Below are 14,874 nucleotides of genomic sequence, written 5' to 3' on the forward strand. Positions count from 1 at the left end.
TATGATTTGCAGGCTAAAATACAGGCCGAAAATAATAGATAATCTATAATTTTAAAATAAAACATTATGAAAAATACACTTATAATACTTGGAACAATCGCATTTTCCGGATTTTTCTTTCTCAACTGTTTCATGTTTCCCGACAGTCAGGAGGAATTAATTGGAAATTCTAAAGCAACAACGATCAAAATTTCGAATAATAATAATAATAATAATAATAATAGCTTCGTCGTTGTAGAACTTTTCACTTCAGAAGGCTGTTCTAGCTGTCCTCCTGCCGATGAATTAATAACAAAATTGCAAAGCGAAGCTGGAAACAAAAACCTTTATCTTTTAGCCTATCATGTAGATTATTGGGATCGTTTGGGATGGAAAGATCAGTTTAGTTCGAATGAATTTACACTTCGCCAACAAAAATACCAGGATTGGCTTCATTTGCAGGTGATGTACACGCCACAATTTATCATTAACGGAACTACTGAATTTGCAGGTTATAATGAATCGGCATTAAACAAAAAAGTTTCAGATGCTTTAGAAGCCAAAACATCGACAGATTTAACTCTTACAGCACAATCAGATAAAGATGCTTTAGAAATCCAGTTTAAAACAAATGTGCTCGAAAAAGATAGTCGCTTGTTTGTTGCGACGGTTCAAAAACAAGGAACTTCTAAGGTAATTCGCGGAGAAAATACAGGCAGAATGTTACATCATACTCAAATTGTGAGACAGCTCAATTCTTTTAAATTGGATAATAAAGAAGGTAAAGTTACAGTTCTCAAACCTCAGAATTTCAATTCGCAAGACTTTGAATTAATTGGGTTTATTCAAAATACTGTTACCGGAAGAATTGTTATAACTACAAAAGCTGATTTACAATAAATCAGCTTTTGTTTATAGATGACGTAAAGTTTTTTGTCATTTCGACGCAGGAGAAATCACACTAGAAACTCCGTTCTAATAGTCGCCAATCTTTGTCGAGCTACTTTATGTGATTTCTCCCGTTGGTCGAAATGACAATATTGTGTTTAAATTAAACCTAACTGCGTAAATAATAATAATAATAATAATAATAACCCGTTGAGTGTAATTATTTCCTCCCTCCAATAACTATCGGGATAAAAAGAATTTATTTCTGGTAGATGAGTCCCATTGGGACGTTATATTTATAGAAATTTTACCCATTTTCAAAGAAACCCCATCGGGGTGACATTTTAGAATCATAAGAAAACAAAAATATCGCTCCGCTGGAGCTAATTGAACGAGCGTGTTGTATTGGCTATAAATATTGTGCTCCTCCGGAGCTTTTAATAATAATAATAATAATAATAATAATAGACAATAGTCTACCTATTCTCCAGCCAGCTCAAAAAGGCAGTTGCTTTCTCTTTTCCAACTAATAATTTTTCTTCGGTAGGAACGGTTAATTTTAAGATTAATTTGCGTGAAAAATAATGCTCCGCTTCTCTTATAGCCGAGAAATTAACCAAATATTGTCGGTTGATTCTAAAAAATTGTATTGGCGACAATAGTTTATGAACCTCATCGAGGGATTGTGTTATCTGATATTCCGTTTTGTCAAAAGACATAATTGTTGGGGTTTCATTCTTAATATAAAAGAACGCAATATTCTCTGTTAATACAGTTTGATATTTATTGTTTTTAAACACTAAAAAACTGCTTTTTCCTGTATTCTCGCCTGTTCTGGTCAATAGGTATTCAAAATCAGGCATCGCTTTTTTATTTCTTTGGAAGAAGTTCTTCAATTCACCTGCTTTTTTAATTGCCTGGGCAATGCTTTCTCTTGAAAAGGGTTTTAGTACATAATCGATTCCGTTTGATTTAAAAGCTTCAATTGCATAATCATCAAAAGCGGTACAAAATATTACTGGAGACAAGACCTCAACGTTCTTGAAAATCTCAAAACACAAACCATCTGCGAGCTGAATGTCCATAAAAATAAGATCAGGCTGATCATTTTCCAGCAAATAACTCACTGCGCCTTCTATGCTTTGTATATACGACAAAATTTGAGCATCGGGTCTGATACTCAAAATAAGCTGACCAAGGGCTTTGGCGGTTTTTACTTCATCTTCAATTATTACGATAGTCATAGATCATTGGTATTTTTACTTTAAAAATAGTTTCGGTTTTGTCAATTTCAATTTCTTTATGGATTAGATGTGCAAAACGCTGATTGATATTATCAAGACCAACGCCTGTAGATAATACGCCTCTTTTGAGTTGTATTTTATTTTCTATAACCAGAAAATCATTTTCAGAATATAAATTAATCTGCAAAGGTTTATCCAAAGAAACAATATTATGTTTGATGCAATTTTCGATTAATAATTGCAAAGTAAAAGGCGGAATTGCGGAGTCGTATTGTTTTTGATCGACTTCGTTTATGAGAACAAATCCGTCTTCGAAACGGGCTTTCAGCAAATAAACATACGAATCTAAAATTTGAAGTTCTTCCCGAAGCGGAATCAAATCCAGTTTACGGCTTTCGAGTGTAAAACGATAAAAGTCGGATAACTTCAAAATAAAGTCAGAACTCTGAGGATCCTGAATATCTACCATTGATTTTAGTGTGTTCAAGCTATTGAATAAGAAATGTGGATTAACCTGCTGTTTTAGAAGCTCGTATTGTGCGCCAAGATTTATTGCGTGAGTACGTTCTAACTCCATTCCCATTTGCTGCGTTTGGTAGTTTTGAAAGAGCAAATGCAGAAACATATAAACGATCAAATTGATCAGAACGCCTCGCAATTCGAACATAATTGGTGCGTCCATTTTAGAAATTTGAAAAAGTTCCTGATGTCCAATTACCAATACAACCATGATCAAAATCCCCAAAACAACACTCAATAAGAGTTTCCAGTTGAATAAACTTTTGTTTGTGCGCTGAGCCGAAAATTTAGGCAGGCTGTAAATGTTATAATACCATATAAAAATGGAAAACATTAAAGTAATCGAAGAATTGATCACAATATCTCCAGGCGTAGAATCGGCATCAAATAATTTGGGTATCGAAGCAAGAATTGCCAACGCTATAGAACTTCCCCAAATCACCTTGCGGGAAACGTGAAAGCTTTTTACTTTTTCCATAATTTTTTTATCTGTTTTTTAGCTCTTGCTTTGTCAAAGATAGAACTTTTTTAAAATGATTTTATCTTGAAATCAAGGATTCTGAATTTTAAATTAGTACTAAATCTTACGAAAAATTATATTTAATTATAACTTTACATGAATAACAATAACTAATTGGTTTTTAGCTATTAAAAATCAAAAATAGACATAAACTATCATTTTGTCATGCTTGAAAAAATGATTTTAATTCCTTTAAACTTATTCTAATAAATTCTCTTTTAAATACAAAACCTGCAAGGCTTTAAAAACTTTGCAGGATGACTAATTTGTTGTTACAGAATATTAATTTCTACATTAATATTTCCTCTTGTTGCTTTAGAATATGGACAAGTCTGATGTGCTTCATGAGCCAGATTTTTGGCAGTTTCAGCATCTAATCCCGGAAGACTAATATTCAAACGTGCCTGAAGAGAATATGCTCCATCGGTCAGACATAAATCTACTTCTGTATCTACGGCTGTATCAGGAGGCAATTTAATATTTAGTTTAGAAGCGGCAATTCCCATTGCGCCAATAAAACACGCTGACCATCCAGCCGCAAAAAGCTGTTCCGGATTTGTCCCCGGACGTGAAGATCCCGGAGAACTAAGTTTAATATTCAATTGATCGTCTGAACTTTTTGATGCTCCTTCGCGACCACCGGTAGTATGCGTTTTTCCCGTGTATAAAATTTTTGTTTCCATGACTTTTTTAATTGTTAGTTGTTGATTATTAATTGTTAAATATTGTTGACTCAATCCTAAATCTTTATTCTATAATCTTGCCTCTTGCCTTTTTATTCTATAATCTTTAGTCTATAATCTTTAGTCTATAATCTTGACTCTTTCATCTTGACTCTTTCATCTTGCCTCTTTCATCTTGCCTCTTTCATCTTGACTCTAAAATCTATAATCTTCACTTTTTCCCAAACCCATCTACATCAATAATTGCCTGCGCAAATGCTTTTGGATCTTCTTGCGGTACATTATGTCCGATGCCTTTTAAAATTCTATGGGCGTATTTTCCTGTGAATTTGTCTGCGTAAGCTTTTCCATCTGCATAAGCGCCATCAAAATCACTTGCTATTGTAATCGTCGGAACTTTTATTGTTGGTCTTGCTGCAAGGCGTTTCTCCAAACTGTCGTATTTAGATTCTCCGGCTTCAAGTGATTGACGCCATCTGTAATTATGAATGACAATTGCTACATGATCCGGATTGTCAAAAGATTGAGCAGTTTGATCGTAAGTGGCTTTATCAAAATTCCATAACGGAGAAGCCAATTGCCAGATCTGTTTGTTAAATTCGTAAGTGTTTTGTGCATATCCTTGTTTTCCTCTTTCGGTAGCAAAGTAATATTGGTACCACCAACCAAGTTCGGCTTTTGGAGGCAATGGTTTTAAGTTGGCTTCAAGATTCACTACTAAATAACCACTTACCGAAACCAATCCTTGTAAACGTTCCGGCCAAAGTGCCGCCATAACTACAGCAGTTCTTGCTCCCCAGTCAAAACCTCCAATAATAGCTTTATCAATTTTAAGCGCATCCATCAAAGCAATAATATCACTTGCTAATGCAGCTTGTTGTCCGTTTCTAAAAGTATCTTTAGAAAGAAACGTTGTTGTTCCGGATCCTCTTAAATAAGGTGTGATTACTCTATATCCTTTTGAAACTAAAATTGGAACGACTTCGTTATAACTGTGAATATCGTAAGGCCAGCCGTGAAGTAAAATTACGGGAGTTCCGTTTGAAGGTCCTGCTTCTGTATATCCTACGTTTAATAAACCTGCATTGATTTGTTTCAAAGTTCCAAGTGAAGAGTTTATTGATTGTGCATTGACAACTGTTGCGCCAAAGAAAAGAAGTGCTATTAAAAATACTTTGGAAGTTAAAGCAGCAATATTGTTTGTGATTTTTGATATTGTTTTCATAATTTCTGATGTTTTAATTATTTGATTGTTAGTTAATTTCTTCGTCAAAAGTAGCCCGACAATCGTTATTCTGAAATGAGAAAAGAGTTCAAACGGACAAAGTAAATGGTGAAACGGACAGAGCGAAAGTTGAAAATTCTGCCTTTTCATAAATGTTTATTTTTTCAGTACCAAAATTGGTTTTCCTTTTTCGACTACATAGGTCGCGAGTTCTGAAGCTTTTGCATTGGTATTATTCTTTGCTGAATGAACTATTCCTGCCGGAATAAACAAAACTTCGCCTGCTTTTAGAGTTACCGTTCCTTGTCCTTCTACTTCATATTCTAATGTACCATCGAGTACATAAATGATTTCTTCTCCCGGATGAAAGTGTTTTCCAAAAGCAGTATGAGCATCAAAATCAATTTTTACCTGAACAGCTTCTTTTCCCGGAATACTAAGATCATGTTTTTGTAAATCGGTACGCTTTATTCCTGATTGTTGCGCCGAAGCACTATTTGAAGCAAAAGCCATAAAAAGTAATATTGCAATTGCTGATAATCCAAAGTTTTTATTTGTTTTCATAATGTTTGTATATAGATTGTGTGGTTTATTTAACACATAGAAACATAGTTCTCCTTAATGTTGAAAAGTCGTTTCACTTTACATGAATTCATTCCGATGCTTCGGGCAATCTCATTAAGTTAAGGAAGTATATCCCGTCCGGAAGTTTCGGGACTTTTGTCGAATAAATCTCGCGCAAAGTCGCAAAGTTTTTTTGTTTCATGCAGATTTAGCAGATTTAGCAGATTTTTTTAAATCTTTTTTATCCTTTATCCCGATAGCTATCGGGAGTGACTTTAAAATAAAAAAACTTAACTTAAAATGACATTGCGCTTCGGAACTATGTGAAGAAATTTTAATTTTCTATTTACTCTTTCCTAAAATTAAAATCTATGTTTCTATGTGTTTAAATAAACCACACACGGATTTTTTAATTATTTTCTTAACGTTTTAAAAGCGGCACGTAGTTCTTCTGTAAAAAGCTGAGGTTCTTCCCAAGAAGCAAAATGTCCGCCTTTGTTTACTTCATTGAAATAGATTAGATTTTTATAGGCTTTTTCAGTCCAGCTTTTTGGCGCCTGATAGATCTCTCCCGGAAATACTGTTACAGCAACCGGAATTTTGATTTCGTTTGTTTTTTGCTCCACAACATTAAAGTTGTTATTGTTGTTCTCCAAATATAAGTTTGCCGAAGAATTGGCTGTATTAGTAAACCAGTACAACGATATGTCGTCAAGAATTTCATCTCTTGTCAATGATTTTTCTGCGTTTCCGCCGCTGTAAGTCCAATCATTGAATTTATCAAGAAAAAATGAAGCCAAACCAACTGGCGAATCTGTAAGTCCGTATCCTATAGTTTGCGGACGTGTTACCATGATTCCGGCATATCCTCCACCTCGAGTGTATAATTTATTAAGCGAATTAAATGCTGCTTTTTCTTTAACTGATAATCCTGCTGGTGCTGGATCTCCGTCTTGTAATGCTTTAGCAATAGCTGCCGGTACAGTCGCAGGCATATTCACGTGAATTCCCAACAATCCCTCCGGAGCCTGACGAGCCATCGCATCTGCGATTACAGAGCCCCAGTCACCGCCTTGCGAAACATAATGATTATATCCCAAACGTTTCATCAACACATCCCAGGCGTTTCCAATTTTTTCTACTCCCCAACCTGTTCCTGTAGGTTTTTCAGAAAAACCATATCCGGGCATGGAAGGAATTACAACATCAAAAGCATCTTCTGCTTTTCCTCCATAAGCAGTTGGATTCGTTAACGGATCAATAACTTTTAGAAGTTCAAAGAAAGATCCCGGCCAACCGTGTGTTATGATTATTGGCAATGCATTTTTATGTTTGGATTTTACATGAATGAACTGAATATCCAATCCGTCTATGTTCGTAATAAATTGAGGTAATGCGTTTAGCTTCGCTTCTGTTTTGTGCCAGTCATAATCTGTTCCCCAATATTTTACAAGACCTTGAATTTGTGTTAATTTCACTCCTTGCGACTGATCTGTAACCGTTTCTTTTTGTGGCCATCTTGTTGCATTTACACGCTCACGAAGTTCTGTGATTGCTTTTTCTGAAATACTAATGTGATAAGGACGAATCGCTTCCGGATTTGTTTTGCTTTTCTCTAAGTTCTTTTGTGCAAAACCGATTGTGCTAAGCAAGATAAAAGCACTTACAGCAAAAATATTTGCAATGCTTCGTTTGTTTGTTTGAATTGTTTCCATTGTGTTTTTGATTTTAAATTATTTGTTTATCAGTTAATTTCTTCGTCAAAAGTATTCTGATAACAAGCCTTTTAAAATCAAAAAATATCTCAAACAGGCGAAGTTGATGCCCAAATGGACATTCGCAAACTTGAAAAATTTAACCCGCCACAATTTGCGAATGATGGATTAAAGATTAAAATGATTTTTGTTTCACGCAGATTCTACAGATTTAAGCAGATTAAGTAGATTTTTTATGAAGTAAATTTTCGTAAGTAGCTCAGCAAAAACAAGATTGGATTCAATTATGGCAATTTTTCTAAAATCAAAGTGAGATGCTAATTGTGAATTTTCACCTCTAACATCTCACTTTTAACTCTTGCTTTTTTAATTTTGGCTTAAGCCAAAACCATTCCGCCATCCATAATAATATCTGCACCAGTAATAAACACAGAAGCTTCACTGCTTATGTAGGAAACCATTTTGGCAACATCGGCAGCAGTTCCCATTTGCTTGAGCGGAATTCTATCGACAACAACATCCATAATAGATTTTACAGTTTCTTCGTCTAAACCTACTTTTTTCATTACTTCAGTTTCTGTTGGTCCCGGACTTACTGAATTTACTCTGATTTTTCTTGGGGCCAATTCCAGCGCTGCAATTTTCATTATGGCATTAAGAGCTGTCTTGCTCGAAGAATAAATTGACGAACCTGCTCCGCTCATACTTGCTGTATTAGAAGAAAGAAACACAACCGAAGCACCTTCTTTCAAAATTGGAATAAATTTGCTTAAAGTAAAATACGCTCCCTTAAGGTTTATATTCATAATATCATCATATAAAGCTTCTGTTGCCTGCTCAATAGTTCCTAAACCTGCAATTCCTGCATTAATAAATAAAATATCAACTTGTCCAAAATCTTCTTTTACTTTTAAAGCTAAACGATCAATATCCAAAACACTGGATTGATCTGCCACAATAGCTGTCACACCCAATTCTGAAGCTGCTTTTTCAATTGCTTCTTTTCTTCTTCCTGTAATAATAACTGTAGCTCCTTGTTCTTTTAATTGTTTTGCAGTAGCATAACCTATTCCGCTATTTCCGCCTGTTATTACTGCAACTTTATTTTTTAAATTGTCCATTTTTCTATGTTTTAAATTAACGGTACAAAGTTAAAACGCAGAACATATTACTTTTTCTCCGGTATCATTGAGTATACCAAATTTTCCTACCATATAAGTGATATAAGTTCATTTAAGTTTGCTGTTTATTAAACGGTTAGCCTGTATTTGCTTCATTTAAATTATTAAAATCAGAATTCAAACTTATATTTTCTTATATCACTTATATGGTGAACAACCCACACCCTAAAAAATTATAAAATGTTTTTATACCTTAGTATAAAATATATACTAATGGCAAGAAATCAACAAGAAGAAGTTCGTGCACTTCAGGATACGATATATGTTTTAGGCGGCAAATGGAAATTGCCTATTATCAATTCCATCTGTAATGGAAATACCCGATTTAAAGAAATTCAGCAAAGCATTCCTGGAATTACTGCACGAATGCTTTCCAAAGAATTAAAAGATATGGAACTAAATAATCTTGTAAAAAGAACCGAAGACAGAGATGCTGTGATACCGATACTTTATGAATCTACTGATTATTGCAAATCATTTGGTCCTATTATCACCGAAATGATTAACTGGGGAATATCGCATCGGGAACACATCAGAAACAAGAAAACTAATACTACAGTATAACTTTCAAATTCAATATTTAAAACATTAAAATAGCACAACCAGAAGTTGTTAAAATTCTATTTTCTTTAAATACATCTAAGTCCAAATCAATTGATTTGGACTTCTTTTTTTATATTAAATTTCACTTCTAATCGCTTGATTTTCTTTATAATAAATATTAAAAAAGGGTATTTATACCCTTTTTTCATTTATTCTATATTGCTAAATTTGAGCTCACTTTATTTAATTCACTGCGTTCCAGTTAATTAAACTTCACCTCTACGGAAAATAGTACTACATGCCTGCTTTTTATTGTTTTGCAAAGTTTCCCGCAATACAATATTGTTTTCATTCCTTTTAAATATTAAAAACATACAGTAATGACATGAAAGGATTTACTGAGCCAGACCTATTAAAAAAATAACATTGCTATTATCTCAAACAATTCCAGATTTCTTTTTTATTCCCATGAACCTAATTTCTAAACCATGAAAATACAATTTCCGATAAAAGAAGATCCTATTGATTCACTAAATGGTGCTAAGAAAACCTACTTAATAGGTTCTGATACAAGGGGTAATAGTAATAATAAAGAAATTACCCTTACAGAAACAGAATATATTCAGTTTGTTTATGATGACGGTACGACCTGGTTTTCGGATTCAGAAACAATACATGAATTGTTCCCGGAAATTAAGAATGCTAATCGCGATGCCGCCACTACTTTTCAAATACCTATTTATCTGGACGCTTCAACTGAGAACAGAGGATTAGCCGGAAGAATTATATTGAAAATAATCAGGATTTTTGCTAAACCTGTCCTTGCCCGAAAAGTAAAGGATATTGCCAGTGATTTAGAAAATAGACATTTAAATTTAAGGGAAGGTCTTAATCGTTTGAACAGTAAGTTTGAATTGGTTGATTTCGATTCGAATAAAAGCCCCGGTGACAGACCTTATTTGCTTTTTATCCACGGAACCAATTCAGATACTATAGGAGCATTTAGTGCTTTGAAAACCAATGGTGCCTTTGGTAAAATTGTTACTTCTTATGGAGAAAATATCCTGGCATTTCAGCATCGTACACTTACAGAAAGTCCTTTATCAAATGCTGCTGCCTTAGTAGAGAAATTGCCGGATAATATAACATTACATATTATTAGTCATTCCCGAGGAGGATTAATTGGAGACATTCTTTCTAAATATGCCTCTAACAAAGGATTTATAAAAGAAGACTCAGATCTTTTAAAAAAGGAAGATCGAACTGATGATGTAATACAAATAGAAAAACTGAATAATTTATTCAACAGCAAAAAGATAACTGTCGAAAAATTTGTCAGAGTGGCTTCTCCTTCGGCAGGAACTTTATTAGCCTCTGAGCGCATTGACCATATCATTAATATATTGTTTAATTTATTGGGTGACAAACTAAATATAATCGCCGATTTAACCCATGAATTGATTAGTTCTGTATTAGATCAAAAAAACAACGTAGATTCTTTACCGGGTTTGGAGGCTATGAATCCCGGGTCTCCATTTATAAAAGTTCTGAACTATAAACGTACTTCTACAGCTATCGATGGTAAACCGTTAATGGTCATTTCAGGAAATGGTGCTCTTAATCTTAGTTTTCATGGCGTTCTCGTTATCTTGGGAAAATTACTGTATCAGCAAAGAAATGATTTAGTTGTCAATACAGATTCTATGTATTTGGGAGCACAGCGAAATACTAATATTCAATACTTTTTTGAGGAAGAAAGTTATGTAGACCATGTTCATTATTTTGTTAATCCTACTACACAAACAGCTTTACTGAATGCCCTTAAAACACCTGTTGGAGAAATTATACCGGGATATAAAAGTGTAATGCAATTTCAAGTCCCTGCAAGCGATCGCGGAATTTTTGGATTAGATAGCGGCGAATTGTTTCCAGATTCAAAACCACCTTCCGGAAAAAAACCAATCGTTATATTATTACCCGGTATTATGGGATCTAATATTTATACGCCAACAAACCGTCTATGGCTGAATTATTGGGGAATTATCAGCGGTGATTTGAAAAATATGCCTCTTTTGGCTGCTTCAGAAGCGAAATCTGTTATAAAAACATCTTATGCAAAATTATACCGACAATTATCTTTTACCTATGATGTAGTCCTGTTCCCGTTTGACTGGAGACAACCTATGGCCGTAACTGCAAGCCTTCTTAATGACAAAATCATAGAATTGATGGCTTTAAATAAACCAATTAAAATTATCGGACATTCTATGGGAGGTGTTTTGGTTCGGGATTTTATGGTCTATCATTCTCAAACATGGAAAGCACTGAATGCGACACTCGGATTTAAACTTCTTTTTTTAGGAACACCTTTAAAAGGTTCTCATCGTATTCTGGCGGTTCTGTTTGGAGAAGATAAGATCATTAATAAGTTGAGCAGTCTTGATATAACCCATACTAAAAAAGAGTTAATTTCTATTTTTAGCCAATTACCCGGTATTCTGGCTTTATTACCCTTGACAGAAACAGTTGAAGAAGATTATTCTAAAGGAGAAATCTGGAGTAAAATGCGTATTGCTTTGGGCGATCGAACCTGGCCACTTCCTGTAGCTACTGCAGGAGGCGTTTTGGACGGTTTTAAAGACTATCGTACTAAAGTAAATAAACTGGTAAATGAAAATGGTATCGATTATACCAACATCGTTTACATTGCGGGTCAGGATGATAAAACAGCATGTGGTTATACGATAGAAAAAAATAAACTCTTTTTTGAATATACGCATGAGGGAGATCATAGTGTAACATGGGAATTAGGTATTCCTAAAGAACTTAAAGAAAAAAACCAAGTGTATTATAGTTCTATAACGCACGGAGATCTGGCAAACGCACCTTCTTTATTTTCAGGAATAGAAGAAATTCTTTCAAAAGGAAGTACGTCAAAATTATCTCAGGTAAAACCTTCTTTTAGAGATGGTTCAGCAACTTTTAGAGTAGCAGAACATTTTGATTTTGATCTTTCTGAAAATGGACTTGAAAACACGATTTTAGGAATTGGTTCTCCTCAGGAAGAAAAAAGTAGTGAAACCCCTATCACAGTCACTGTTAGTCAAGGTGATTTATCCTATGCATCATTCCATGTAATGGCAGGACATTTTAAAAATGATGCCATACTTTATGCAGAAAAAGCTATTGATACCAATCTGAATTCTATCCTTAAATACAAGCAAAGTATTGGCTCTTATCCGGGAGATATCGGAACAAGTGAAATCTTTGATAATGACACTCCTTTTTTCAAAGGTGCCATAATTGTAGGCATCGGAGAACCCGGTAAATTAACTTCTTTCTCTCTGGCAAAAACTGTCGAAATTGGAATTACAGATTATTTATTACGACTATGCAGCGCTAAAAACTGTCCTGATATCATAGGCGTTTCGAGTTTATTAATGGGAAGTGGTTATGGTGGATTATCGATTCAAAACTCAGCAGTAGCAATTGTAGAAGGTATTACAAAGGCAAATCAAAATATAGCTTCTTTAACAGGTATTCATCAATGCAGGATTTCAAACCTTGAATTTATTGAGCAGGATGAATCTATTGCTGTCAATTGTCTTTTTGCTGCCAAGAAAATGGAAAATGACAAAGATGAAAGCCACAATATTGTTTTACAAAGAAGCACTGTAAAAAAACTATTCGGATCAAGAAAAAGATTTAATGTAGAGAGTGAAATTGACTGGTGGAACAGAATTACAATTAAAACTGTGGAAACCATCATAAATGAAAGAACTTTAAAACGATTAAATTTTAACGCCACCACATCGGATGCTCGCGAGGAAGAAAACGAATTATTTTCAAGCACATCATTAATAGATGCTTTTATAAATGAAATTTCAGTTGAAAATAGTTGGTCAAAACAACGTGCTCAAACACTTTTTGAATTACTGATTCCAAATAATTTTAAAGATCAATTAAAACGAAAAGGATCTATTTCCTGGGTTTTAGACAAAGAAAGTGCCGCATATCCATGGGAATTATTACAGGATAATTCAGCAAATGCAAAACCACTTTGTATCGATGCCGGAATGATTCGACAACTTATAACAAAAAATTACAGACTTCAAATTAACAGGGTTACTGTTGAAAAAGCCTTGATTGTAGCCGATCCGCTCTTGAACTCAAAAACACTGAACCAATTGGCAGGAGCAGTAAGAGAAGGAAATGCGGTCGAAAACCGAATGAATATTAAAAATTACGACTACAAATCCTTAATCAACCAAAGTGCAGCTGAAATCACTACTGCCCTATTTGCGGAATCTTATAAAATAATTCATTTAGCGGGTCACGGAATTTATGATCCGGACAATCCCGAAAGAACAGGAATGGTTATCGGAGACGAAAAATTTCTGACACCTTCGCAAATTAACCAAATGTCAAATGTTCCGGAATTCGTTTTTGTAAACTGTTGTCATTTAGGAAAAATAGTGGGTGTTGACGATGAACTATACCATCAACGCTATCGACTGGCTGCCAACATTGGAACACAATTGATAGAAATTGGAGTAAAAGCTGTTATTGTCGCAGGTTGGCAAGTAGAGGATAATGCTGCTGAAAAATTTGCTGACCAATTTTACAAAGAATTATTTGATGGAGCGTCTTTTGGAAATGCTGTTAAAAGAGCTCGTACATCAATTTATAACGAAGCTGATCCTCAAAATAATACTTGGGGAGCTTATCAATGTTATGGCGATCCTTATTACAGACTTTATCAACGTCGATCAAAAGCTGCTGCAGAAGTGAAAAATTATACGATTGAAGAAGAAGCAATCATTGACTTGGAAAATCTTCTCAACAGTCTTGATGTAAGAGGCACAAAATCAAGCGATATACTTGATAGCCTGAAAATTATCTCTAATGGCCGAATCAAAGCTGCTTTTCCTTCCTGCACGAGAATAACAGAAATTGAAGCCTTGATATACTATGAACTTGGAATGTACGAGCAAGCAGATCTTAAATTTGTAGCTTTAAACACTAACGAAGATGCCAAATTTTCAGTAGTTACCCTGGAAAAATACTGCACGAATAAAACGTACTTACATTTTGAAAATTACCTTGAAGAAGAAAAAATTGATAAAGACGAAAGTGATAAAAAAGAAAGTGATAAAGCTATAACTGATTTTAATAAAATTGTAAAAAATTACAAATATTTATCTGAAATAAACGACACTTCAGAACGAAAATGTTTACTGGCAGGAACCTACAAAAGAATAGGATATGTTTCAAAAACCATTTCTGAAAAATTAGAAGCTTATAACAGCGCAATACAGCTTTATAAAAAAGCTTATGATTCTCATAAACATTCTTATGCCTTAAACAATTACCTGATTTATCAAAGTATTCTTGATATGGACACTCTGAAAACTGGAATTCCCATATCTCCTGGCGAAAAAACAGAATATAAAACTTCATTGACCCGAAAAATTCAGGAATTGACTGATTCTGAAATTAATATGGATTATTGGGAAAAAGCGGATTATAATTATACCAAACTGGCACTTTTCTTCTTAGATCCTAAAATATCCAAGGAAGACTCTGAATGGGAAAAACTGTATCAGTCATATAAAGAAACACGTGAAAAATACGGATCTATTGGTAAGAAAAAAGCAGAGATGTCTAATCTCCTTTTGATATTGGGTGCTTTAGATGTTTTGGCTAAAGATGAAAAGGGCTTATTTAAAAATAAACACGCGCAAATCTTACAAACCAAAATCAACGCATTAAAACTTGAATAGTTTAGATTTTTAATTATGAATCAAATTTAA

General features: G+C 34.1%; 10 protein-coding genes. 3 read left to right on the forward strand and 7 right to left on the reverse strand.

Going from position 1 to position 14,874, the window contains the following annotated elements; all coding sequences use genetic code 11:
* Positions 1–66 precede the first annotated feature (66 nt).
* A complete protein-coding gene (locus EAH81_RS10295; protein ID WP_140506611.1) occupies positions 67–879 on the forward strand; it encodes a DUF1223 domain-containing protein in 813 nt (270 codons plus the stop codon).
* Between the two features lie 464 nt (positions 880–1,343).
* Here EAH81_RS10295 and EAH81_RS10300 read toward each other — a convergent pair whose 3' ends face one another.
* From EAH81_RS10300 to EAH81_RS10330, 7 genes are all read right to left on the reverse strand, one after another.
* Complete coding sequence (locus tag EAH81_RS10300) at positions 1,344–2,111, reverse strand: LytR/AlgR family response regulator transcription factor (RefSeq protein ID WP_140506613.1); 768 nt, start codon at positions 2,109–2,111, stop codon at positions 1,344–1,346.
* The gene (locus EAH81_RS10305) at positions 2,092–3,108 is read right to left on the reverse strand and encodes a sensor histidine kinase (protein ID WP_140506615.1); all 1,017 of its coding nucleotides are present in this window, start codon (positions 3,106–3,108) and stop codon (positions 2,092–2,094) included. Before EAH81_RS10305 ends, EAH81_RS10300 begins: the two co-directional genes overlap by 20 nt.
* A gap of 314 nt (positions 3,109–3,422) precedes the next feature.
* Complete coding sequence (locus EAH81_RS10310) at positions 3,423–3,833, reverse strand: organic hydroperoxide resistance protein (RefSeq protein WP_140506617.1); 411 nt, start codon at positions 3,831–3,833, stop codon at positions 3,423–3,425.
* 211 nt (positions 3,834–4,044) lie between these two features.
* A complete protein-coding gene (locus EAH81_RS10315; RefSeq protein WP_206669081.1) occupies positions 4,045–5,058 on the reverse strand; it encodes an alpha/beta fold hydrolase in 1,014 nt (337 codons plus the stop codon).
* Positions 5,059–5,214: 156 nt separating this feature from the next.
* Positions 5,215–5,622, reverse strand: a complete 408-nt coding sequence (locus tag EAH81_RS10320) for a cupin domain-containing protein (protein ID WP_140506619.1) — start codon at positions 5,620–5,622, stop codon at positions 5,215–5,217.
* A 413-nt stretch (positions 5,623–6,035) separates the two neighbouring features.
* On the reverse strand, positions 6,036–7,337 hold the full coding sequence (locus tag EAH81_RS10325) for an epoxide hydrolase family protein (protein ID WP_140506621.1): 1,302 nt from the start codon (positions 7,335–7,337) through the stop codon (positions 6,036–6,038).
* A gap of 377 nt (positions 7,338–7,714) precedes the next feature.
* Complete coding sequence (locus EAH81_RS10330; protein ID WP_140506623.1) at positions 7,715–8,458, reverse strand: SDR family oxidoreductase; 744 nt, start codon at positions 8,456–8,458, stop codon at positions 7,715–7,717.
* A gap of 273 nt (positions 8,459–8,731) precedes the next feature.
* On the opposite strand from EAH81_RS10330, the gene EAH81_RS10335 reads away from it, so the two are divergent.
* Both EAH81_RS10335 and EAH81_RS10340 read left to right on the forward strand, forming a co-directional pair.
* Positions 8,732–9,082 carry a winged helix-turn-helix transcriptional regulator gene (locus tag EAH81_RS10335; RefSeq protein WP_140507024.1) on the forward strand — a complete coding sequence of 117 codons (351 nt, stop codon included), beginning with the start codon at positions 8,732–8,734 and terminating at the stop codon, positions 9,080–9,082.
* Positions 9,083–9,549: 467 nt separating this feature from the next.
* A complete protein-coding gene (locus EAH81_RS10340; RefSeq protein ID WP_140506626.1) occupies positions 9,550–14,844 on the forward strand; it encodes a CHAT domain-containing protein in 5,295 nt (1,764 codons plus the stop codon).
* Positions 14,845–14,874: the final 30 nt, after the last annotated feature.

This window comes from Flavobacterium pectinovorum, from assembly GCF_006438875.1.
Taxonomy (GTDB): domain Bacteria; phylum Bacteroidota; class Bacteroidia; order Flavobacteriales; family Flavobacteriaceae; genus Flavobacterium; species Flavobacterium pectinovorum_A.

What these genes read in the sequence shown, in the direction of transcription:
- EAH81_RS10295 (WP_140506611.1), top strand. Translation starts at nt 67, where the DNA reads ATGAAAAATACACTTATAATACTTGGAACAATCGCATTTTCCGGATTT.
- EAH81_RS10300 (WP_140506613.1), bottom strand. Translation starts at nt 2,111, where the DNA reads ATGACTATCGTAATAATTGAAGATGAAGTAAAAACCGCCAAAGCCCTT.
- EAH81_RS10305 (WP_140506615.1), bottom strand. Translation starts at nt 3,108, where the DNA reads ATGGAAAAAGTAAAAAGCTTTCACGTTTCCCGCAAGGTGATTTGGGGA.
- EAH81_RS10310 (WP_140506617.1), bottom strand. Translation starts at nt 3,833, where the DNA reads ATGGAAACAAAAATTTTATACACGGGAAAAACGCATACTACCGGTGGT.
- EAH81_RS10315 (WP_206669081.1), bottom strand. Translation starts at nt 5,058, where the DNA reads ATGAAAACAATATCAAAAATCACAAACAATATTGCTGCTTTAACTTCC.
- EAH81_RS10320 (WP_140506619.1), bottom strand. Translation starts at nt 5,622, where the DNA reads ATGAAAACAAATAAAAACTTTGGATTATCAGCAATTGCAATATTACTT.
- EAH81_RS10325 (WP_140506621.1), bottom strand. Translation starts at nt 7,337, where the DNA reads ATGGAAACAATTCAAACAAACAAACGAAGCATTGCAAATATTTTTGCT.
- EAH81_RS10330 (WP_140506623.1), bottom strand. Translation starts at nt 8,458, where the DNA reads ATGGACAATTTAAAAAATAAAGTTGCAGTAATAACAGGCGGAAATAGC.
- EAH81_RS10335 (WP_140507024.1), top strand. Translation starts at nt 8,732, where the DNA reads ATGGCAAGAAATCAACAAGAAGAAGTTCGTGCACTTCAGGATACGATA.
- EAH81_RS10340 (WP_140506626.1), top strand. Translation starts at nt 9,550, where the DNA reads ATGAAAATACAATTTCCGATAAAAGAAGATCCTATTGATTCACTAAAT.